This is a genomic window from Mesorhizobium sp. B3-1-9 (genome assembly GCF_006439595.1).
Classification (GTDB): Bacteria; Pseudomonadota; Alphaproteobacteria; order Rhizobiales; family Rhizobiaceae; genus Mesorhizobium.
Genome location: NZ_VFTJ01000007.1, coordinates 1 through 19,465 on the forward strand (window position 1 = coordinate 1; position 19,465 = coordinate 19,465).

The following is a 19,465-nucleotide window of genomic DNA, read 5'->3' on the forward strand; positions in this document are numbered from 1 at the left end:
ATCCCCAAAAATCAGTGTTGAATCTGATTTGCCGGCCTGTGGGAATCCCAATTCCTTAAATCGTCACTACGGCCTAGGACAAATATTGTGACGCCGACCCCGCAAAGCACGCCGAGTTGCCGCCATGGTAAACGGCGGGTTAGCCGTGAGGCCTGTGCCAAAACGAGCCGAAACTTGACACGGTTAATCTCTACCGGGAATAAAATCGAGTAATTACAATATGATATATGGTTATCGTAAAGTTAATGTGGTCGATGAGATTCGAGACAAGTCCGTTTCAAAACCAATTCCTTTCGAATTTGCCTAAAATTTGAGGAAAATTCGCGGCTTCGATGCAAGCCGTCCTTTGCGTGACCGTGCCACTATCGTGCCCATAAAGAGGTCATGCCGATGGATGCATGATCCGTCACGGATGGATGCATCGTCCATCGCGGATGAGAGGCAAGTAAGATGGGCTTTCTGATCAGGATGGCTTTCTGGTTTTCGCTGGTGCTGCTGGCGCTGCCGCTCGGCGTCGGCCCGGGTGAAGACGGCCAGCAGAGCGTCGGACCGATCCAGGCGCTGTTTGCGGCGCGCGAGGCGGTCGGCGACATTGCCGGGCTATGCGAGCGTAAGCCCGATGTCTGCGAAACCGGCAAATCGGCCATGTACACCATCACCGTCCGCGCCAAGGAAACGGCCAAGATCGCCGCGGCCATGATCGACGACCAGCAACAGCCCGGGCAGGCAGGCGCGCCCGAGACGAAGGTCGCGGATGGTTCCGTCACGACCACCGGCAGCGTCGCCGAAGACATCGTGCTGCCCGCCAAGGTCAACATTCCGGTGATGCTGACCGCCAAGAACTGAATTCTTTCCAGCCGTTCGCTCGGCTCTTCAGTTTCGGCGCAATTCCGGACGGAAAACCGCTACGCACTTTTCCTGGAATTGCTCTAACGCCGCGGGCCCGTCCGACCTCTCGACGCCCGCGGCGTCTTTCTTTTTCCGTGACGCGGCCGGGCCGGGCCACTATATGCGGGTCAATGGCCACCTCGATCCAGACCATCCGCGACGACTTTTCCCTGCTCGACGAGTGGGAGGACCGCTATCGCTATGTGATCGAGCTAGGCGAGGGCCTGCCGGCCTTTCCCGAGGCGGAGCGCACGGCCGCGAACAAGGTGCCTGGCTGTGTGAGCCAGGTGTGGCTCACCACCGAGCAAGGAGCGGGCGCCGATCCGGTGATCAGCTTCCAGGGCGATTCGGATGCCCATATCGTGCGCGGCCTCGTCGCCATCATGCTGGCGCTGTTTTCGGGCAGGCATGCAAGCGAAATCCGGAACACGGACGCCGAAGCGACCCTGAAGGAACTCGGCCTCGACGAGCATCTGTCGCCGCAGCGCGCCAACGGCCTGCGTTCGATGGTCAAGCGCATCAAGCGCGACGCCGAAGCAGCGCTGAAGCAGACGGCCTGATCCGGCCGATATCGCTCCCATCAAGAAAGCAAAACGGCGCCGCAAGGGCGCCGTCGAACTGCTTGACGAGCTGAGACCAATCAACGGCCCTTGCGCTTGCGGCCCAGACCCATCTTCTTGGCGAGCTGCGAGCGGGCGGCCGCGTAATTGGGGGCGACCATCGGATAGTTGGCATCCAGGCCCCACTTCTCACGGTACTCTTCCGGCGTGAGATTGTAGTGGGTCATCAGGTGCCGCTTCAGCGACTTGAACTTCTTGCCGTCCTCGAGACAGACGATGTAGTCGTCATGGACGGAGCGCTTCGGGTTCACAGCCGGCTTCTGCTTCTCGGCCGACGGCTGCTCCGGCGAGCCACCGACGCGACCCAACGCGGCATGGACGTCGGCGATAAGGTTCGGCAGTTCCCCAACCGGCACCGGGTTGTTGCTGACATAGGCGGCGACGACATCGGCGGTCAGCTCGATCAGCGCATCACCGTTTTTCGAAGGTGTTTCGACGATTTCCATAGTGCTAAGGCCCCAACGAGAGTTTGTTTCTAAAACTGCGCCCTTTTTGTGGGATCGGGCATCGCGCGAATTTCGTGCAGGAAAGCCTGCGATTCGCATCGCCTTATCTTAATGACGCCGCGTTGCAAGTAAGTCAATTCGCATATTGACTTATATTCACCGATATTCATCAAATATTGCTGATTCAGCTTCAAAAATTCGTGCGCCGTGTAACTTCGCGAGATTTTTCTGGTCAGACCAGCATGCCGTGACGTCACGTCATCCGTGTGTTAGACATCCGATCGCCGCTCGACACGGCGTTCAATGCTTGGCCAATGCTTGGATGCCTGTCGCGCCGGCGCGACAAATCCTGCGCAACAAAGCGCAAGGGCGCCGCCCTGCCGATCCGGAACCCTGGGTGAACGATACCCCCTAGTGAGGCGCGATATATTTGCCGTAGACCCAACCGGTGACGAAATGGCCATTTGCGCCGGGTCGTGCCATATCTCGCACCAGCGATAGCGGATCGCCTGGCGCTGCTTCCATTGCGGCTGGCGAGCGATATCAAGCAAGTTCACGCCGCCGGTGCAGCGGCCGGTCATCTGCAGCACGGTGCCGTTCGGATAGGCGGCCTGTTTTTGCGATGCGTTGGACGGATACTTTCGTGCATTGAGCGTGTCGCCGAACGGCACGCCCGCCACTTGCCAGGCGGCAAAGACGGTTGCATGAGACTGACTGGAAAAAGCCAGACCTGCCGCGAGGACGGCGACAGACATTGCGGTAGAAACACAGGATTTCATCTTTCCCCCTTCGACTTAGCTTCTATAGACCACCTTGAACCGCGCCCCTTGAACCGCCGCTGAGCGGCGTGTTCATTCGTCATTCAAGCAAATTCCGCAGCGAGACGTAATGACCAGAGCTTCCGCCTTGACTTCCGCCTTCCCGGCCGCCAACCCGCCGATGCCCGAGAAACACCCGGTTTCCGACACGCATCACGGCATCACCCGCGGCGACGACTATGCCTGGATGCGGGCCGACAACTGGCAGGCCGTGTTCCGGGACCCTTCCCTCCTCGACGGCCGCATCCGCGCCCATCTCGATGCCGAGAACGCCTATCAGGCGGCGCTGATGGCCGGCACCGCGGATCTGCGCGGCAAGCTGTTTGCCGAGATGAAGGGGCGCATCAAGGAGGATGACTCGACGGTGCCCATGAAGGACGGGCCTTATGCTTATGGCTCTTCCTTCCGGCTGGGCGGCGAGCAGCCGCGCTATTTCCGCACGCCGTGCGGCGGCGGCGCCGAGGAGATCCTGCTCGACGGCGATAAGGAAGCCGGGGGCAAGGCCTATTTCAGGCTCGGCGGCGTCGACCATTCGGCCGACCACGGGAAGCTGCTGTGGGCCTTCGACGACAAGGGTTCGGAGTTCTTCACGCTGCGCGTGCGCGACCTTGCGAGCGGCAAAGAACTTGCCGACCAGATCCCGGATACGGGCGGCGGCGGGGTGTGGAATGCCGGCGATGGCGGCTTCTTCTACACCCGTCTCGACGACAATCATCGCCCGTCAAAAGTGTTCTTCCACGCGCTCGGCGACAAATCGGAGAATGACCGGCTGATCTACGAAGAGACCGATCCAGGCTTCTTCATGGATGTCGGCGGCACGCGCGCCAATGACTGGATCATGATCGGCATCAACGACCATGAGACTTCGGAATACCGCCTGCTGCCCGCCAATGATCCAACGGCCGAGCCCAAGCTGGTCGCGGTGCGCGAGACCGGCCTGCAATACGACCTGGAAGAGGGCGGCGACGTCTTCTTCATTCTCACCAATGCCGACGGCGCCAAGGACTTCAAGATCATGACCGCGCCGGTCGACAATCCGGTGCGCGCCAACTGGCAGGAACTGGTGCCGCACGAGCCCGGCCGGCTGATCCTCTCGGTGCTCGGCTTCAAGCATCATATGGTCAGGCTCGAGCGCAAGGACGGACTGCCGCGCATCGTGGTGCGGGAGCGCGCCAGCGGCGAGGAGCATTTCATCTCCTTCGACGAGGAAGCCTTCTCGCTCGGACTGTCCGGCTCCTACGAGTACGACACGGAGACGATGCGCTTCACCTATTCGTCGATGACGACGCCGGCGCAGGTGTTCGACTACAATATGCGCAGCCGCGAGCGCGTGCTCTTGAAGACGCAGGAAGTGCCCTCCGGCCACGATCCAGAGCACTATGTCACACGCCGGCTGATGGCGCCCGCCGCCGATGGCGAGCTGGTGCCGATCTCGCTGCTCTACCATCGCGACACGCCGCTCGACGGTTCGGCGCCCTGCCTGCTTTACGGCTACGGCTCCTACGGCATCACCGTTCCGTCCGCCTTCAACACCAACTGCCTGTCGCTGGTCGACCGCGGCTTCGTCTATGCCATCGCGCATGTGCGCGGCGGCAAGGACAAGGGCTATGGCTGGTACGATGACGGCAAGCGGGCGAAGAAGATGAACACCTTCACCGATTTCATCGCCTGCGGCCGCCATCTCGTCGCCGAGCGCTACACAAAGCACGACCGCATCGTCGCGCAGGGCGGCTCGGCCGGCGGCATGCTGATGGGGGCGATCGCCAACATGGCGCCGGAGGATTTCGGCGGCATCGTCGCCGAGGTGCCGTTCGTCGACGTGCTCACCACCATGCTCGACGCCAGCCTGCCGCTGACGCCGCCGGAATGGCCGGAATGGGGCAACCCGATCGCCTCCGCCGCCGACTACGCTACGATCGCGGCCTATTCGCCCTACGACAATGTGGCGGCGCACGACTACCCGCCGATCCTGGCGCTGGCGGGCCTGACCGATCCGCGCGTCACCTATTGGGAGCCGGCGAAATGGGTGGCGCGGCTGCGCGACCGCAAGGCAGGCGGCAATCCGGTGCTGTTCAAGATCAACATGGAGTCCGGCCATGCCGGCGCGTCGGGCCGCTTCTCGCGGCTGGAGGAGATCGCCTACATTTACGCCTATGCGTTGAAAGTGACCGGCAAGACCTGATTTTCCGCTCGCAATTGGCAAGGGCGCGCGCTACCCAGTGCCGCCCTTTTTCGACCTGGCCTCTTCCGGCCGCGACCATTCACCCGCAAGGATCCTCATGCTGCTCGTCGACACGTATCTCGACAAATCCGCCATTCAGGGCATCGGCGTCTTCGCCAGGGGCCACATCGCCAAGGGCACGCTGGTCTGGAAGCTCGACCCGAGGTTCGACCGCCGGATCCCGGTCGACACCTACGAGGCCCAGATCGGCCCGGTAAAATCCTATCTCGACCGCTATTCCTATCCGGACCGGCACGATCCGAGCTTCATCGTCTTCGAGGCTGACGACGCACGCTACATGAACCACGACGACGACCCGAACTGCGACGTCTCCTCGCCCGAGGAGACCTACGCGCTACGCGACATCGCGCCAGGCGAAGAACTGACCTGCAACTACAACCACTTCTTCGAAGGTGGCTTCGATTTTCTCGGCGACCGCCACCTGTAAAGGTTAGCTCGCCGGCTTGCGCGCCGGATAGCCGTTGGGGTGCGGCGGGACGGCCTTCAGATAGGCGGCGATCGCGGCGCGGTCATCGGCCGTCAACTGCGCCATGTTGCGCTGCACATCGACCATGGCGCCGCCGACGGAATCGAAATCGGGCGTGAAGCCGGTCTCGAGGTAATTGGCGATGTCGGCCTCGGACCAGTCCTTGATGCTCTTCCCGTCGGGGGTGATGTTGGGCACGACGCCCGAGCCTTCGGCCGCCACGGCGCCTGCCAGCCACTCGCCTTTCCTGACGCCGCCGGCGAAATCGCGCGGCGTGTGGCATTCGCCGCAATGGCCGGGTCCCTCGACCAGGTAGCGGCCGGCCAGCACCTTGTCCGGCGTGCCATCGGGCAGCGCGATCACCGGTTCGGGACTGAGATAGAGCCGCTTCCACAGGCCGATGCCGCGGCGGATGGTGAAGGGGAAGGAAAGCCTGTGATCGGGCGCCTTGCCGGCAACCGCCGGCAGCGTCTTCATGAAGGCGTGGAGGTCGGCGATGTCGGCCGGCTTCATGCGCGCGTAGGAGGCATAGGGAAAGGCCGGGTAGAAATGCTCGCCCGAGGGCGAGACGCCCTTCAGCATGGCGTTGGCGAAGTCCTCCTCGCTCCAGGCACCGATGCCGTCCTTCTGGTCCTGCGAGATGTTGGGCGGAACGAAGGTGCCGAACGGCGTCTTGAGTTCCAGACCGCCGACGAGTTCGAGACGGGCGTCGCCCTGGGCGCCGGGCTTGGCGTGGCAGGAGGTGCAGCCCCCCGCGTAGAAGATGCGCTTGCCCTTGGCGGCGTCGCCGGGGCCGAGCTGCGCAACGGTCGCGGCGTCAAGCCTGGCCGGCGCCGACAGGACCCAGCCGGCGGCAGCCGCGGCGCCGCCAAGCACGATGACGGCGCCGACAAGCTTCTTCAGCCAGGCCATTTAGGCGATCAGCTCTTCTTGATCCGGTAGGTCTGGTGGCAGGTGCCGCAATCGCCGCCCAGCGTGTTGAGTTGCGCCTTCAGCGCGTCGACATCGGCCGGCGGGGAAGCGACCGCGGCCTTGGCATCGGCCAGGAACTTGTCCCCGGCCGCCTTGAAGCCCGCCATGTCTTCCCAGATCTTCGGCGCGGCCGTGGTGTCGCCCTTGTCGGAGCCGGCCGGGAACAGCTTGTCGGCGTCGAACTTCTCGGCATTGGCCTCCAGGGCCTGCAATGCCGTCAGCACCGCGGCGGCGTCAAAAGGCTCCTCGCCCTTGACGACCTTCGAGATCTGCCCGGCGAGCTTGCCGCGTTCCTTCATCAGGGCCTGGCGATCCTTGATCGGATCGGCATAAGCGGCCGAACCGGCGAAGGCGAGCAAAGAGATGGCGATGACAAGCTTTCTCATTCAATTGGCTCCACGGTGAAGGAAGAGGGTACGCGACTGAGGCATTTCACCGTTCAAGGTGAAATGCTCTATCTCCTGGTTGGGGCAATTCCGGACGGAAAACCGTTCCACACTTCTCCTGGAATTGCTCTGGACGTTAACGGGCGTGGCGGTGGGATTATTCCCCGTCGCCGTGACGATTTTGCCGGATTTCTCTACCGAAAAAGAAAAGCCCCGGCGAACCGGGGCTTCTCATCAAAATCTTTTAGCCTTTGGCCTTTTCATAAAGCTCCAGGACGTGGTCCCAGTTGATCAGGCTGTCGACGAAGGCTTCGAGATATTTCGGCCGCGCGTTGCGGTAGTCGATGTAGTAGGAGTGCTCCCACACGTCGACGCCGAGGATCGGCGAGCCGCCATGGACCAGCGGGTTCTCGCCGTTCGGGGTCTTGGAGATTTCCAGCTTGCCGTTCTTGACCGAAACCCAGGCCCAGCCGGAGCCGAACTGGGTGGTGCCGGCGGCGATGAAATCCGCCTTGAACTTGTCGTAGCCGCCGAGATCGCTGTCGACCGCCTTCTGCAGCGCGCCCGGCAGCTTGTTGCCACCGCCGCCCTTCTTCATCCACTTCCAGAAATGGATGTGGTTGTAATGCTGGGCCGCGTTGTTGAAGAGCCCGGCATTCTTGCCGAAGGACTGCTTCACGGCCTCTTCGACCGACAGGTCGCCCATTCCGGCCTCGGCCGCCAGCTTGTTGCCGTTGTCGACATAGGCCTTGTGGTGCTTGTCGTGGTGATACTCCAGCGTCTCCTTCGACATGTAAGGCTGCAGGGCCTCGTAGTCGTAAGGCAAAGCGGGCAACTCAAAAGCCATGGATGGTACTCCCTCGAGGAAAAAGTCCGGTGATATTACCGAGCTAAGATAGGTCTGGAATGGGTTGGGGCAACTCCAGAATGGAGCGCCGAGCGACTTTTTAGAGCAATTCCGGGAAAAGTGCGAAACGGTTTTCCGCCCGGAATTGCGCAAAAATGACGAGGCGGAGCTGTTCGCCGTTTGGGTGAAACGGTGAAACGCTCCGGCGGCTCAGGCGGCGGACGTCGAATGCGCCCATTCCCAATAGAGCTCGCGCGCCTTCTTGGCGACCGGTCCGGGCTGCAGGTCGCGGTTTTCGATGCGGGTGATGGGCACCACTTTCGAGTGGTTGCCGGTCGAGAAGATCTCGTCCGCCTCAAGGAAATCGCGAACCGACAGCGTCTTTTCGGTGGTCTTGAAACCGTAGTCGCCGAGCAGGTTGATGGTGCGCGAGCGGGTGATGCCGGAGAGGAACGTGCCGTTCGGGGCCGGCGTCATCACATGGCCGTCCTTGACCAGGAAGATGTTGGAGGTTCCGGTCTCGGCGACATTGCCCAGCATATCGAGCACCAGCGCGTTGTCGAAGCCGCGGTTCTTGGCCTCCAGGATGGCGCGACCGTTGTTGGGGTAAAGGCAGCCGGCCTTGGCGTTGGTCGGCATGGTCTCGATGGTCGGGCGCCGGAACGGCGAGACACCGACCGAAAAGCCGGATGGCGGGATCATCGGCGATTCGTAGAGGCAAAGACAGAAGCGGGTCGAGGCCGGATCGGCCGGCACGCCCATATAGCCGCCATGCTCGGCCCAATACATCGGCCTGATATAGACCGCCGTCTTGCCGTCGAATTTCTTCAGGCCATCCCAGGTCAGGCCGACGATCTCCTCGGCGGTCATGGAGGGTTTCAGGCCAAGCGCCGTCGCCGAGGCGTTGACGCGGGCGGAATGAAGTTCGAGGTCGGGCGCAACGCCCTCGAACCAGCGGCCGCCGTCGAAGACGCTGGTGCCCAGCCACATGGCGTGGCTGCGCGGCCCGAGAATGGCGACGTTGCCCTCGTACCAGTCGCCGTCCACATAGGTCCAAGTCGCGGTTTGCGCCGCCGCCGCCAATGTCATGTTCGCCGTCCAAATGAGTGATTTCAGGCCGCCATAGGACGATGCTTTGACGGTTGGCGTCAACCGACACGGCCAAAAATCGTTGAGGCCAGCCATACTTACAGAGCGTCGCCCGAAACGGATCGGGCGACGCCCGGTAAGTTCTTTGGTTTGATGCATGTCGGTTTCCCAACCGCGACACACTTTTGGGCGACATGCATTATTTGTTTGATGCCTGTCGGTTTCCCAAAACCGCGACACACTTTTGGGCGACATGCATTAAAAGCGCAATCAGCGCTTGCACGGGGCGCATCCTCGCCTCAAAACTCTCGTTATGCATCATGCGGCCTATGTCTTCGACGCCTATGGCACGTTGTTCGACGTGCACGCCGCCGTGCGCCGGCATGCCGGCGAGATCGGGCCGGACGGCCAGCTTCTCTCCGAAATCTGGCGCGCCAAGCAACTCGAATATTCCTGGGTGCGGACGCTGATGGGGGGCGCTTACGCCGATTTCTGGCAATTGACCGAGCAGGCGCTCGACTTTGCGTTGCGCAAGGTTCCCTCGGCCGATCCGGCGCTGCGGACGAGACTGCTCGAAGCTTATTGGCGGCTCGACTGCTATCCGGAAGTGCCCGCCGTGCTGAAAGCGCTCAAGGCCTCGGGCGCGAAGCTCGCGATCCTATCCAACGGCTCGCCCGAAATGCTCGACGCGGCGGTCAAGTCCGCGGCGCTCGACCAGATCCTCGACGACGTGTTTTCGGTCGACCAGGTCAAACGCTTCAAGACCGACCCATCGGTCTACGACATGGTGGTCACTGGCTGGCGGCTCTATCCAGGCGCGGTGTCGTTCCAGTCGTCGAACCGCTGGGATATCGCCGGCGCGACCAAGTTCGGTTTCCGTACGGTCTGGATCAACCGGACCGACCAGCCGGATGAATACCGCGACTTTCAGCCGGGCTTGATCCTGCCTTCGCTCGAAGGTCTCCTGGCAGGCGCCTGAGACCTCTGTTGCTGCAGCGCAACAGCTGTGGCGCGGTCACAGCTTCGCCTTTTTCTGTCCACCCTCAGGCCAGAATTGGAACCGCCTATCGCCGCCGACTGTTATGAATGCCGTCGGCGACGTGCCCGCGGATTCATGCTTTCTTGCGAATTAAGACCTAGAAAAGGCAACCATGTCAGACGCTTCCTTCCGCCTCAGCCGCCGTGGCTTCCTCAATTTCACAGCCCTTGGCGCTGCTTCGGCCGCCGTGTCCGCGTGCACCACCACCGGTCCGGGCCCCGCTCCCATCCAGCCGCCACCGCCGGCCTATGTCGAGCCGCCCCTCGGCGATTACGAGACGATGTATGGCGCGATGTCGGACAATGGCTTCGATCTGCCGGCGATCCCGGTCAACAAGATCGATCACAAATTCTTGCGCCAGATCGTCCCCGATCCGACCGGACAGCGCCCGGGCACCATCGTCGTCGATACCACCGGCCACTTCCTCTATCTGGTGCGCGAGGGCGGTCAGGCGATCCGCTACGGCGTCGGCCTCGGCCGCGCCGGCTTCGAATGGTCTGGCGATGCGGTCGTGCAATGGAAGCAGAAGTGGCCGAAATGGACGCCGCCGGACGAGATGGTCGCCCGCCAGCCGGAACTGACCCAATACAGCGCCAAGAATGGCGGCATGACGGGTGGCCTGAAGAACCCGCTCGGAGCGCGCGCGCTCTATCTCTTCCAGGGCAACCAGGACACGCTCTACCGCCTGCACGGCTCGCCGGAATGGTGGTCGATCGGCAAGTCGGTGTCGTCGGGATGCGTGCGTCTGATCAACCAGGACATCATCGACCTCTACGACCGCGTGCCGACCAAGACGCCGGTCATCGTGACGGCCAATGTCGGCGCGCCGGAAGAGAACTTGCCGGAGCGCAAGGCCATCCCGATCGACAATGGCGTGCCGACGGGCTCCATCCTGCTCGGTCCGGTGAAGCGGCTCGACGACGCGATTTTCTAAGCGGTTGGTTCGTCAGCGGTGCTCGGCCAATATGGTGGCCAGCACCGCAACGCCGCGCCGCAACGCATCCGCATCGAGCCCGGCATAGCCAAGAATGAAGCCGGCCGTTTCCGGACGCGGCCCGCCCAGATCATAGAGTGGCGACACGGGATAAAGGCCGATACCGGCGGTGCGCGCCGCAGCGATGATCGCCGCTTCGCGTCCAGCATCGATACCGTTCATCCAAGCAACGACATGCAGGCCAGTCTCGGCCCCGGCGACGGTAACCCGCGACCCCAGATGTTCAGTCAAAGCCTGCAGCAGGATGCCCCTGCGCTCGGCGTTCTTCCTGCGAATGCTGCGCACGTGGCGCTCGTAGGCGCCGCTCGCCAGCAACTCGGCCAGCACGTCCTGTTCCAGCATCGGAGCATGCCGGTCGGTCAGGCGCTTGGCCTCGCCGAACGCCCGGCGCAGGCTGGCGGGGACGACGAGATAGCCGAGCCTCAAGGTCGGCGAGAGCGTCTTGGACAGCGTTCCGACATAGATGACGCTATCCGCGTCGAGCGCCTGCAGAGGCGGGATCGGGCTGATGTCGTGACGGTATTCGCCGTCATAATCGTCTTCCACAATATAGGCCCCCGTGCCGGCGGCCCAGGCCAGCAGCGAACGCCGCCGCGTCGCCGAAAGCACGCCACCGAGCGGAAACTGGTGCGAAGGCGTCACATAGGCGAGACGGGCCGGCGGCAGCGTATCCGTCCTTAGCCCTTCCGCGTCGACGGCAACGGGCACGGCGACGCCTCCGGCCGCCACGAAGGCGTGGCGTGCCAGCGGATAGCCGGGGTTCTCGATCACAAAGGGGTCACCGGGGTCGAGCAGCAGCCGCGCGCAGAGGTCCAACCCCTGCTGCGAGCCGTTGACGATGACGATCTGGTCCGGCGTGCAACTGATGCCGCGAGCCCGCCAGAGATAGGCCTGAAGCGCGTTGCGCAGAACGGAAGACCCCTGAGGATCACCATAGCGCAGCCGCGCGGCGCGCCGCAGGATCGCCTTGTTCGACGCGCGCCGCCAGGCCAGCACCGGGAAGTCCGCACCGGACAACTCGCCATAGCGGAAATCCGCGAGCTTGGCTGGTTGCCCTTCCGTAGGCGCAGGCAAGGCCAGCAACCGTCGTGCGAATGCCGAGAGGTTGCGTGGCGAAGCGGCTGCGACGGGCGCCTCTCCCGACGCCCTCTCCAACCCCGGAGCAACGATGGCGCGCGCACCATGCCGGATGATCAGATAGCCTTCGGCGTCGAGCTGATTGTAAGCGGCCGTCACCGTGGTTCGCGAGGCGCCCCACTCGGTCGCAAAAGCCCGCGTCGATGGCAGGCGATCGCCTGGCCGATAGCCGCCGCTGTGGATCTGCTCCTTGATCGCCGCGATGATCCGCCGCGCGACGCCGTCCTGCTCCAACTGGACCACCAAAAACCTCCAAAACTGGATGTTCCAAGCAAGCCAGACATCCGGCATCTTTTCTTGGAACGCAAGGAGTTTTGCCATGTACACACCGCCCGCCTTTCGCGACGACGATCATGAGAGCCTCACCGCCACGATCCGCGCCGCGCGGCTGGCAATCCTGATCACCGCCACGGCCGATGGCCCGCTGGCGACGCCTCTGCCGCTTTTCCTCGACGAGAACGAGGGCGAGCACGGCGTGATCTACGGCCATGTCGCAAAGGCAAACCCGCAATGGCGCATGCCGCCGCTGGGCGACGGCCTGGCGATGTTCATGGGCCCGGACGCCTATGTGACGCCGGCCTGGTATCAGACCAAGCAGGAGACCGGGAAGGTGGTGCCGACCTGGAACTATGTCGCCGTCCACGCCCATGGGCCGATCGAGTTCTTCGAGGATGCCGACAGGCTGCTCGAGGTGGTGACCCGCCTGACCAACCTGCATGAGGGCGAGCGCGCAGCACCCTGGGCCGTGTCGGACGCACCGGCGGATTTCATCCAGTCGCAGCTGAAGGGCATTGTCGGCCTGCGCATGCTGATTACGAAGCTCGAAGGCAAGCGCAAGATGAGCCAGAACCGCAACGCGGCCGATCGCGCCGGCGTCGTGTCCGGCCTGTCATCGAGCGAGCGGCCGTCCGACCGCGCGGTCGCTCCGCTCATTCCGGTGTGAAGACTGGCCGGTGTGAAGACCGGCCCTGCGCTTTCAAGAGAGTCCATCATGCCGGATTTGACCCAATTCGCCTTGTACTTCGCCGCGGCATTCCTGCTTGCCATTACACCGGGGCCGGGCATCTTCTATGTCGCCGCACGCACGCTGGCTGGAGGACGCGCGGAAGGCATTGCCTCGAGTGTCGGGACGGGCCTCGGCGGCATGGTCCATGTGCTTGCCGGCAGCCTGGGTGTTTCAGCTATCGTGCTCGCCAGCGCGGAGCTGTTCACGGCGCTGAAGCTGATCGGTGCCCTCTACCTCGTCTGGCTGGGCTTCCGCACCTTCCAGTCCGCGCGCCGCGAGGCAAAGACGATGCTGGAAGGCGAGACGCTGTCGCCTGCCGTCGGCACTGGCCGAGCGTTTCGCGAAGGCGTGCTGGTCGAGGCCTTGAACCCAAAGACGGCCGCCTTCTTCCTGGCCTTCATTCCGCAATTCGTGAACCTGGGCGCCGGCCACGTCGCCCTGCAATTCATGGTCCTTGGCTTCATATCGGTGACGCTCAATACAGTGGCCGATGTCGTGGTCGCTTTTGCGGCGAGCCGCATCCGGCAAGGCGCGGCCGGGCGCGCCAGCACCATACGCCGGCTGCGGGAGGCCTCCGGCGGCGCTATGATCGCGCTCGGCATGGGCCTGGCCATAGCCAAGCGCCCCGCCCTTTGATTGCCCGGCGACGTTCAGCGGACGGTCGACGAGGCCTCGACGATCGCGTCGATGGCCATGACGTCGCATGTGTTGCACAACGCATGCTTATGCGACAGATGAAGCAGCCATTCGGGCCGAAAGGAATTCCATGCAACCGGTTGCCAGCCGCCCCGATCCGGTCGCGATCGCCGTGGCGCCAAATGGTGGCCGGCGCACGAAGGCCGATCATCCCGCCTTGCCGATCACACCAGATGAGTTGGCGCATGTGGCCGCGGCTTCGCTCGACTCGGGCGCCGCCATGATCCATGTCCATGTCCGCGACCGCGACGGACATCACCTGCTCGACGCCGAAGCCTACCGGACCGCAACCGCGGCGATCAGGGCCAGTGTCGACGAACGGCTCGTCGTCCAGATCACCAGCGAGGCACTGGGCATCTATCGGCCCGAACAGCAGATGCGGGTGGTGCTGGAAGCGCGGCCCGAGGCGGTTTCACTGGCCCTGCGCGAGTTGTTGCCCGACCAAACTTACGAAGCGGGTTTCGCCGCATTCCTTGAAACGCTGCGCAGGGAGAAGATCACACCGCAGATCATCCTCTACACTCCCGAGGAGGCAACCTATCTCGCGATGCTCGCGGGCCGCGGCCTGATCCCCTTCGACAATCTGCCGGTTCTCTATGTGCTCGGCCGCTACGCGGTTGGACAGACGTCCCGCCCGGCCGACCTGCTGCCTTTCTTGGCCCCGGGCACTGCCGCTGCAAGCCATTGGATGGTCTGCGCCTTCGGCAACCAGGAGACGGCGTGCGTGACGGCAGCCGCGCTGCTTGGCGGGAACGCGCGCGTCGGGTTCGAGAACAATCTTTTCCTGCCCGATGGAACACCGGCTTCGGGAAATCAGGACCTTGTCGCGGCCACCAAGCGATCAGTCGAAGCCTGCGGGCTCACCCTCGCCAATGCGGACACGCTTAGAGGCCAGTGGGACGCCGCCTGAAGGGCGCGCGAGCGGTTGATCGCCAAAATGGACATCGAGATCGGCTGATCGCACTTCAACGCTAGAGATCCACCGCGGCCTTGAAAGCGGCAAGCTCCTCGTCGGCGATCGGCACGACGTGCTGCGGCTCGGGATAGGAGCCGGTGCGCACGTCGGCGATGAACTCGCGATAGGCGGCGATGCGCTCGCGCTGCAGCCGCTCGAATTCGGCGGCGAAGTTGCGATAGGTCTTGGCGTGGCGCGGCTTGTGCCCGGCGGTGTGGCCAAGCACGTCCTCACTGAAAAGATATTGCGCGTCGGCATGGGGGCCGGCGCCCATGCCGAGCATGATCATCGGCGTGTTCCTGGTGATCAGTTCGGCGATGCGGTCCGGCACCACTTCCAATTCGGCGCCGAAGCAGCCGATGGCTTCGAGGCGTTTCACGTGGTCCCACACCCGGCGCGCACTCTCGGCCGTCCTGCCGACGGCCTTGAAGCCGCCGGTCCAGGTGCATTGCGAGGGGATCAGGCCGACATGGGCGATGATCGGCACGGCGTTGTCGCAGAGCGTTTTCTGGATATCGAGCGAGGCGGCGCAGTAGAAGCAGTCGCCGCCCATGCGCGTAAAGTGATAGGCGGCGCCGAGATAGTCATGCGCCGAGACCAGATCGCCGGCGGGGCCATAGGGAAGCCCGACCTGGACGAAGCAGCGGCCCGCGGCCTCGCGCATCTCAGGCGAGAAGAAGCGTCCTTCGATCGACAGCATGTCGACGCCGGCCGCGTTCGCCGCCGCCGCCTCTTCGAGCGAGGTGACGTAGAGCATCGAAATCTTTTGTCCGCGCGCCTTCATGGCGCGGATGTCGGCGACGGTCGGACGGTTGTTCTTGGTGACCATTTTCGTTCCCTCAGATAGTGAAAGCGTTGCGGAAGGCCTCGAGCGCCGCTTCGGGATCGCCGGAAGCGAACGCTTCCATGCCGACCGGCCCGCGATAGCCCATATCCTTCAGCGCGCCGGCGATGCCGCGATAGTTGATCTCGCCGGTGCCGGGCTCCATGCGCCCCGGCACGTCCGCCACCTGGACCTCGCCGATCCATGGCAGGCAGGCGCGGCAGAGCTCGATCAAATTCCCCTCGCCGATCTGTGCGTGGTAGAGGTCGAGGTTGAGGCGCAGGCCCGGCCGGTTGACGCTCGACACCAGCGCCAGCGTGTCCTCGGCGCGCGCGAAGGGCACGCCGGGATGATCGACCGGCAGGTTGAGGTTCTCCAGCGTGAAGGTAACGCCTTCCGCTTCGGCAAGATCGGCGACGCGGTTAAGCGTATCGCGCGCCTTGAGCCACATCGCGCCGGTGACCGTCTCGCACGGGCTGACCGGCAGACCACCCTCGCCTAGTCCGGTGCCATGCAGGTTGAGGCGCGCCACGCCAAGGCGCTTGCCGACGGCGGCCGTCTCCTTAGCTGTCTTCAGGAGTTCTTCCGCGCCTTCATCGTCGGCGAGCCGGCCGCGCAGATAGCCGTTCATGATCGAGAAGGTGGCGCCGGATTTTTCGAGCATGGCGAGATCATGCTCCGGCCAGTTCCACAGCCCGATCTGGAAGCCCAGTTCGGTCAACCGCCTGACGCGGAATTCCATCGGCCTGTCGCGCCACAGCATTTCGGCGCAGGCGGCGAGGATAAAGGTGTCGGACATGTCAAATCTCGATGTGCACGCGGCCGTTCTCGACCTTGGTCTTGTATGTCCTGAGGTTCTCGCAGGCCGGTGGCGTCTCGACTTCGCCGGTGGTGAAGTCGAAAACGGACGCGTGCTTGGGACACTCCACCGTATTGCCCATGACAAGACCGTCGGCAAGGTGGATCGCCTCGTGTGTGCACAATCCGTCCGTACAGTAGTATTCGTCCGCGTCGTTACGGAAGATCGCGAAGGTGCGGCCGCCATTCTCGAAACGCTTGGCTTCCTCGGCTTCAATTTCGTCAGCGGCACAAGCGTCGACCCAGGGCATATACGTCTCCTCAGATATCTTGCGGTTTGAAGTCTGCGGGAGCCGACGGCATCACGCCCTGGAGCAGCGCGACCGACTTTTCGAGCCCCTCCAGCGAATTCAGAAGCACGTCCTCGTGCTCGATGGAGAGCCAGCCATCATAGCCGGCCATCTTCAGCCGATAGCAGAACCGCCGCCACCACTCCTCGCCATGACCGAAGCCGAGCGTGATATAGCTCCAGGAGCGGGCCGGGATGTCCATCAGGCTGCCATTCTCGAGCAGCGAGGTCGTTGCCTGAACGGGCCGGTTCAGCATCGTATCCTTGGCATGCACGTGATAGATGGCCTCGCCCAGCGCTTCGGCGGCCTCGAGTGGATCGGCGCCCATCCAGAACAGGTGCGAGGGGTCGAGATTGGCGCCCACGATAGGTCCGACCGCTTGTCGCAACTTCAGCAGTGAGGGCACGTTGTAGACGCACTGATTGCCGTGCAGCTCGAGCGCGATGCGCTCGACCTCGTTTGCCTTTGCCAGCGCAGCGATCTCGGTCCAGAACGGGATCAGCTTTTCTTCCCATTGATATTTGAGGATGATCTGCGTTTCCGGCGGCCAGGACGAGACAACCCAGTTCGGCATGCTGTCGCCGGCGCTGCCGGCAGGGAGGCCGCTCATGGTGCAGACGGTGCGGATGCCCATCTCGCCGGCGACGCGGATCGTATCTTTCAACGCCTCGCCCTGGGCCGGATCGGTCGGATGCAGCGGATTGCCATTCGCATTCAGGCTGATGATCTCCAGCCCGCGTTCCTCGAACGCTCCCATAAAGCGTCTCTGTGCTTCCCTGTTGCCCAGCATCGATGCGAGACGGAAATGGGGGGCGGTCGACCAGCCGCACGTGTTCACCTCGATACCGGATACGCCCATGCGCTGGGCATGATTGAGCACCGCCTCGAACGGCAGGTTGCCGAGACTGTCTGAAACGAAACCCAGCTTCACGCGTAGAACTCCGGCTTTGCAATCATCTGGACGGGCGTTCGACGGCCTTCCTTCAGCGCCACCACGCCAGCCTCAGCAACGACGGCGGCGCAATAGCCGTCCCAGCAATCCGACGCTGTCACGGGAAAATCGCCAGTCATGACGAAGCGCAGGAAGTCTCGGTTCTGGCGCCGGTAGGCATCGTAGTAACGGGTCCGCCAGTCGGCGTCGTAGCTGGTGCTTTGGGTAAGCGCGGACTCAGTGCGGGTATAGGCAACATTGTTGGTCGCGACAGTGCCCCGTTCGCCGACCAGTTCGGCACGCACGTCATAGCCATAGGCGGCGTTGTTGTTGATCTCGATGTTGACCAGCTGGCCATCCACGGTTTCCAACACCATGACGACGGGGGCGACACGCGCGTCCGAGCGTCTCGGCTGGAATGCGGAGATGGCGGTGTATTCAGTGCCGAGCACATAACGCACGACGTCGAATTCGTGCGGGGCGGAATTGGTGATGGCCATCGCGCCGGTGAAATCGGCGGCCGGCGTTTCGACGTTGCGGTGGAAATTGTGCATCATCAACGCCCGGCCGAGACGGCCGTCTTCCAGCGCCCGCTTCATCTCCTGGTAGGAGCGGTCGTACCGGCGCATGAAGCCGAGCTGGACGAATTTCGCCCCGGCTTTCTGTTCGGCTGCCATCACCGCAATGCAGTCAGCCGGGGCTTGTGACAGGGGCTTTTCGCACAGTACCCGCTTGCCGGCGCCAATGCAGGCCATCGACAGCGGCGCGTGCGTGAAATCGGGGCTGGCGATGATAACGGCGTCCACATCCTGCCGCGCGATGGCGCCCTCGGGATCGGTGGCAACGTCGTTGGCGCCGCATGCATCAGCGACGAAACGAGCGCGCTGCTCATCCATGTCGCAAACCAATTGGAGGGTTGCGCCGGGCAGTTCCTCGGCGACTATCCTGGCATGATCCGCGCCCATGAGGCCGGCGCCGATCACTGCAATGCGAATTGTCATTTCTGTCCTGTTTTTGCTTTCGGGTTTACGGGATCGCGGTGAGCGGCGAGATGAAGCCGCGCCGGACTGGATAACCTCCCAAGGAAAGTCTAGTGAGCGGCTGGGATCAGGGACGGCGGATGGCCCGCATGGGTTTCCATGTAGCCTTCGACCTGGGCTTCGAGGTCGGCCATGGTCTCGCCGCCGGCCATCAGATCCGTAATCTCCTCGCGTGACTTTTCGCCCTTGCGGAAATCGGCGGCGATGGCGCCGCGGATCAGTACCGCGAAATGGTCGCCGACGGTCATGGCGTGCATGACCTGGTGGGTGATGAAGACCACCGCCAGGCCACGCTTCTTGGCCTCGTTGACGATACGCAGCACATGCGAGGCCTGCTTGACGCCGAGTGCCGCGGTCGGCTCATCCAGGATCAGCACGCGCGCTCCAAAATGCACGGCGCGGGCAATGGCAAGCGACTGGCGCTCGCCGCCCGACAGGCCGCCCACCAGGCGGTCGCCGTCGTCGATACGGGTGATGCCAAAATCCCGGACCGCTTTCACCGCTATCTCGTTGGCGCGCTTGCGGTCGTAGATCCTAAACGGCCCCCAACCTTTGGTCGGCTCGACGCCGACGAAGAAAGACCGCCCGATGCTCATCAGCGGAAACGTGCCGCCGAACTGATGCACGGTGGCAATTCCGCGCCCCTGCGCATCGCTTGGTCCGGTGAACGTAACCGGCTGACCATCCATCAATATCTGGCCGCTGGTTGGCTTGTGGACCCCGGCCAGGGTCTTGATGAGCGTGGACTTGCCGGCGCCGTTGTCGCCGAGCAGGCAAAGCACTTCGCCGGCGCGCACTCTGAGCGAAATATCGTGCAAGACGTCGATCGGTCCAAAGGATTTGTTGACGTTTCTCAGTTCGAGAATGGCAGGTTTGTCGTTCATGGCGTCATCTCTTCATCTGCAATTCGACTGCGCCAGGG

At 63.3% G+C, this 19,465-nt stretch carries 22 protein-coding genes; 9 read left to right on the plus strand and 13 right to left on the minus strand.

All coding sequences use genetic code 11. From position 1 onward, the window contains the following. Nucleotides 1-450: 450 nt before the first annotated feature. Together FJW07_RS14515 and FJW07_RS14520 are read left to right on the plus strand one after the other, a co-directional pair. Complete coding sequence (locus tag FJW07_RS14515; protein WP_140643529.1) at nt 451-846, plus strand: DUF5330 domain-containing protein; 396 nt, start codon at nt 451-453, stop codon at nt 844-846. Nucleotides 847-1,019: 173 nt separating this feature from the next. After that, nucleotides 1,020-1,448: a SufE family protein gene (locus FJW07_RS14520; protein WP_140857174.1), complete on the plus strand. Its 429-nt coding sequence runs from the start codon at nt 1,020-1,022 to the stop codon at nt 1,446-1,448. An 80-nt stretch (nt 1,449-1,528) separates the two neighbouring features. On the opposite strand, the gene FJW07_RS14525 is transcribed toward FJW07_RS14520, so the two are convergent. Both FJW07_RS14525 and FJW07_RS14530 read right to left on the minus strand, forming a co-directional pair. Further along, the gene (locus FJW07_RS14525) at nt 1,529-1,954 is read right to left on the minus strand and encodes a MucR family transcriptional regulator (RefSeq protein ID WP_027164827.1); all 426 of its coding nucleotides are present in this window, start codon (nt 1,952-1,954) and stop codon (nt 1,529-1,531) included. Nucleotides 1,955-2,223: 269 nt separating this feature from the next. Continuing rightward, nucleotides 2,224-2,733: a hypothetical protein gene (locus tag FJW07_RS14530; RefSeq protein WP_348640183.1), complete on the minus strand. Its 510-nt coding sequence runs from the start codon at nt 2,731-2,733 to the stop codon at nt 2,224-2,226. A gap of 109 nt (nt 2,734-2,842) precedes the next feature. Here FJW07_RS14530 and FJW07_RS14535 point away from each other — a divergent pair, with 109 nt between their 5' ends. Next, the gene (locus tag FJW07_RS14535; RefSeq protein WP_140857176.1) at nt 2,843-4,954 is read left to right on the plus strand and encodes a S9 family peptidase; all 2,112 of its coding nucleotides are present in this window, start codon (nt 2,843-2,845) and stop codon (nt 4,952-4,954) included. A 97-nt stretch (nt 4,955-5,051) separates the two neighbouring features. Then, nucleotides 5,052-5,441 carry an SET domain-containing protein-lysine N-methyltransferase gene (locus tag FJW07_RS14540; RefSeq protein WP_140643521.1) on the plus strand — a complete coding sequence of 130 codons (390 nt, stop codon included), beginning with the start codon at nt 5,052-5,054 and terminating at the stop codon, nt 5,439-5,441. Nucleotides 5,442-5,444: 3 nt separating this feature from the next. On the opposite strand, the gene FJW07_RS14545 is transcribed toward FJW07_RS14540, so the two are convergent. The 4 genes from FJW07_RS14545 to FJW07_RS14560 all read right to left on the minus strand — a co-directional run bounded on the left by FJW07_RS14545 (nt 5,445) and on the right by FJW07_RS14560 (nt 8,774). Continuing rightward, nucleotides 5,445-6,392 carry a cytochrome c gene (locus tag FJW07_RS14545; protein ID WP_140857178.1) on the minus strand — a complete coding sequence of 316 codons (948 nt, stop codon included), beginning with the start codon at nt 6,390-6,392 and terminating at the stop codon, nt 5,445-5,447. 8 nt (nt 6,393-6,400) lie between these two features. After that, nucleotides 6,401-6,838 (minus strand): cytochrome c, encoded by a 438-nt coding sequence (locus FJW07_RS14550; protein WP_140643516.1) that lies wholly within the window; start codon nt 6,836-6,838, stop codon nt 6,401-6,403. Between the two features lie 244 nt (nt 6,839-7,082). Continuing rightward, a complete protein-coding gene (locus FJW07_RS14555) occupies nt 7,083-7,685 on the minus strand; it encodes a superoxide dismutase (RefSeq protein ID WP_140643514.1) in 603 nt (200 codons plus the stop codon). 210 nt (nt 7,686-7,895) lie between these two features. Beyond that, a complete protein-coding gene (locus tag FJW07_RS14560; RefSeq protein ID WP_140857180.1) occupies nt 7,896-8,774 on the minus strand; it encodes a branched-chain amino acid aminotransferase in 879 nt (292 codons plus the stop codon). A gap of 313 nt (nt 8,775-9,087) precedes the next feature. Between FJW07_RS14560 and FJW07_RS14565 the strand changes: the two genes are divergently transcribed. Beyond that, nucleotides 9,088-9,753 (plus strand): haloacid dehalogenase type II, encoded by a 666-nt coding sequence (locus FJW07_RS14565; RefSeq protein ID WP_140857182.1) that lies wholly within the window; start codon nt 9,088-9,090, stop codon nt 9,751-9,753. 172 nt (nt 9,754-9,925) lie between these two features. Beyond that, nucleotides 9,926-10,747, plus strand: a complete 822-nt coding sequence (locus FJW07_RS14570; protein ID WP_140643508.1) for a L,D-transpeptidase — start codon at nt 9,926-9,928, stop codon at nt 10,745-10,747. Nucleotides 10,748-10,759: 12 nt separating this feature from the next. On the opposite strand, the gene FJW07_RS14575 is transcribed toward FJW07_RS14570, so the two are convergent. Next, the gene (locus tag FJW07_RS14575) at nt 10,760-12,235 is read right to left on the minus strand and encodes a PLP-dependent aminotransferase family protein (RefSeq protein WP_140857492.1); all 1,476 of its coding nucleotides are present in this window, start codon (nt 12,233-12,235) and stop codon (nt 10,760-10,762) included. A 28-nt stretch (nt 12,236-12,263) separates the two neighbouring features. Between FJW07_RS14575 and FJW07_RS14580 the strand changes: the two genes are divergently transcribed. From FJW07_RS14580 to FJW07_RS14590, 3 genes are all read left to right on the plus strand, one after another. Further along, complete coding sequence (locus FJW07_RS14580; protein WP_140857184.1) at nt 12,264-12,887, plus strand: FMN-binding negative transcriptional regulator; 624 nt, start codon at nt 12,264-12,266, stop codon at nt 12,885-12,887. A 48-nt stretch (nt 12,888-12,935) separates the two neighbouring features. Continuing rightward, nucleotides 12,936-13,586, plus strand: coding sequence for a LysE family translocator (locus FJW07_RS14585; protein ID WP_140785278.1), 651 nt, complete (start codon nt 12,936-12,938; stop codon nt 13,584-13,586). Between the two features lie 130 nt (nt 13,587-13,716). Next, nucleotides 13,717-14,556 (plus strand): 3-keto-5-aminohexanoate cleavage protein, encoded by an 840-nt coding sequence (locus FJW07_RS14590; protein ID WP_140702878.1) that lies wholly within the window; start codon nt 13,717-13,719, stop codon nt 14,554-14,556. 61 nt (nt 14,557-14,617) lie between these two features. Here the strand turns inward: FJW07_RS14590 and FJW07_RS14595 are convergent, their stop codons facing one another. From FJW07_RS14595 to FJW07_RS14620, 6 genes are all read right to left on the minus strand, one after another. Continuing rightward, entirely contained in the window at nt 14,618-15,430 is an 813-nt protein-coding gene (locus FJW07_RS14595) for a 3-methyl-2-oxobutanoate hydroxymethyltransferase (RefSeq protein ID WP_140785277.1), read from the minus strand. Between the two features lie 10 nt (nt 15,431-15,440). Then, nucleotides 15,441-16,223 carry a hydroxypyruvate isomerase family protein gene (locus tag FJW07_RS14600; protein ID WP_140785276.1) on the minus strand — a complete coding sequence of 261 codons (783 nt, stop codon included), beginning with the start codon at nt 16,221-16,223 and terminating at the stop codon, nt 15,441-15,443. A 1-nt stretch (nt 16,224) separates the two neighbouring features. Beyond that, the gene (locus tag FJW07_RS14605; RefSeq protein ID WP_140785275.1) at nt 16,225-16,533 is read right to left on the minus strand and encodes a MocE family 2Fe-2S type ferredoxin; all 309 of its coding nucleotides are present in this window, start codon (nt 16,531-16,533) and stop codon (nt 16,225-16,227) included. A 10-nt stretch (nt 16,534-16,543) separates the two neighbouring features. Next, nucleotides 16,544-17,503 (minus strand): sugar phosphate isomerase/epimerase, encoded by a 960-nt coding sequence (locus FJW07_RS14610; protein WP_140857186.1) that lies wholly within the window; start codon nt 17,501-17,503, stop codon nt 16,544-16,546. Beyond that, complete coding sequence (locus tag FJW07_RS14615) at nt 17,500-18,504, minus strand: Gfo/Idh/MocA family oxidoreductase (protein WP_140857188.1); 1,005 nt, start codon at nt 18,502-18,504, stop codon at nt 17,500-17,502. Before FJW07_RS14615 ends, FJW07_RS14610 begins: the two co-directional genes overlap by 4 nt. Before the next feature lie 89 nt (nt 18,505-18,593). Further along, nucleotides 18,594-19,427: an ATP-binding cassette domain-containing protein gene (locus tag FJW07_RS14620; RefSeq protein WP_140658831.1), complete on the minus strand. Its 834-nt coding sequence runs from the start codon at nt 19,425-19,427 to the stop codon at nt 18,594-18,596. Between the last annotated feature and the right edge of the window lie 38 nt (nt 19,428-19,465).

Coding starts and splice junctions, on each gene's coding strand:
- FJW07_RS14515 (WP_140643529.1), top strand. CDS start 451: ATGGGCTTTCTGATCAGGATGGCTTTCTGGTTTTCGCTGGTGCTGCTG.
- FJW07_RS14520 (WP_140857174.1), top strand. CDS start 1,020: ATGGCCACCTCGATCCAGACCATCCGCGACGACTTTTCCCTGCTCGAC.
- FJW07_RS14525 (WP_027164827.1), bottom strand. CDS start 1,954: ATGGAAATCGTCGAAACACCTTCGAAAAACGGTGATGCGCTGATCGAG.
- FJW07_RS14530 (WP_348640183.1), bottom strand. CDS start 2,733: ATGAAATCCTGTGTTTCTACCGCAATGTCTGTCGCCGTCCTCGCGGCA.
- FJW07_RS14535 (WP_140857176.1), top strand. CDS start 2,843: ATGACCAGAGCTTCCGCCTTGACTTCCGCCTTCCCGGCCGCCAACCCG.
- FJW07_RS14540 (WP_140643521.1), top strand. CDS start 5,052: ATGCTGCTCGTCGACACGTATCTCGACAAATCCGCCATTCAGGGCATC.
- FJW07_RS14545 (WP_140857178.1), bottom strand. CDS start 6,392: ATGGCCTGGCTGAAGAAGCTTGTCGGCGCCGTCATCGTGCTTGGCGGC.
- FJW07_RS14550 (WP_140643516.1), bottom strand. CDS start 6,838: ATGAGAAAGCTTGTCATCGCCATCTCTTTGCTCGCCTTCGCCGGTTCG.
- FJW07_RS14555 (WP_140643514.1), bottom strand. CDS start 7,685: ATGGCTTTTGAGTTGCCCGCTTTGCCTTACGACTACGAGGCCCTGCAG.
- FJW07_RS14560 (WP_140857180.1), bottom strand. CDS start 8,774: ATGACATTGGCGGCGGCGGCGCAAACCGCGACTTGGACCTATGTGGAC.
- FJW07_RS14565 (WP_140857182.1), top strand. CDS start 9,088: ATGCATCATGCGGCCTATGTCTTCGACGCCTATGGCACGTTGTTCGAC.
- FJW07_RS14570 (WP_140643508.1), top strand. CDS start 9,926: ATGTCAGACGCTTCCTTCCGCCTCAGCCGCCGTGGCTTCCTCAATTTC.
- FJW07_RS14575 (WP_140857492.1), bottom strand. CDS start 12,235: ATGCCGGATGTCTGGCTTGCTTGGAACATCCAGTTTTGGAGGTTTTTG.
- FJW07_RS14580 (WP_140857184.1), top strand. CDS start 12,264: ATGTACACACCGCCCGCCTTTCGCGACGACGATCATGAGAGCCTCACC.
- FJW07_RS14585 (WP_140785278.1), top strand. CDS start 12,936: ATGCCGGATTTGACCCAATTCGCCTTGTACTTCGCCGCGGCATTCCTG.
- FJW07_RS14590 (WP_140702878.1), top strand. CDS start 13,717: ATGCAACCGGTTGCCAGCCGCCCCGATCCGGTCGCGATCGCCGTGGCG.
- FJW07_RS14595 (WP_140785277.1), bottom strand. CDS start 15,430: ATGGTCACCAAGAACAACCGTCCGACCGTCGCCGACATCCGCGCCATG.
- FJW07_RS14600 (WP_140785276.1), bottom strand. CDS start 16,223: ATGTCCGACACCTTTATCCTCGCCGCCTGCGCCGAAATGCTGTGGCGC.
- FJW07_RS14605 (WP_140785275.1), bottom strand. CDS start 16,533: ATGCCCTGGGTCGACGCTTGTGCCGCTGACGAAATTGAAGCCGAGGAA.
- FJW07_RS14615 (WP_140857188.1), bottom strand. CDS start 18,504: ATGACAATTCGCATTGCAGTGATCGGCGCCGGCCTCATGGGCGCGGAT.
- FJW07_RS14620 (WP_140658831.1), bottom strand. CDS start 19,427: ATGAACGACAAACCTGCCATTCTCGAACTGAGAAACGTCAACAAATCC.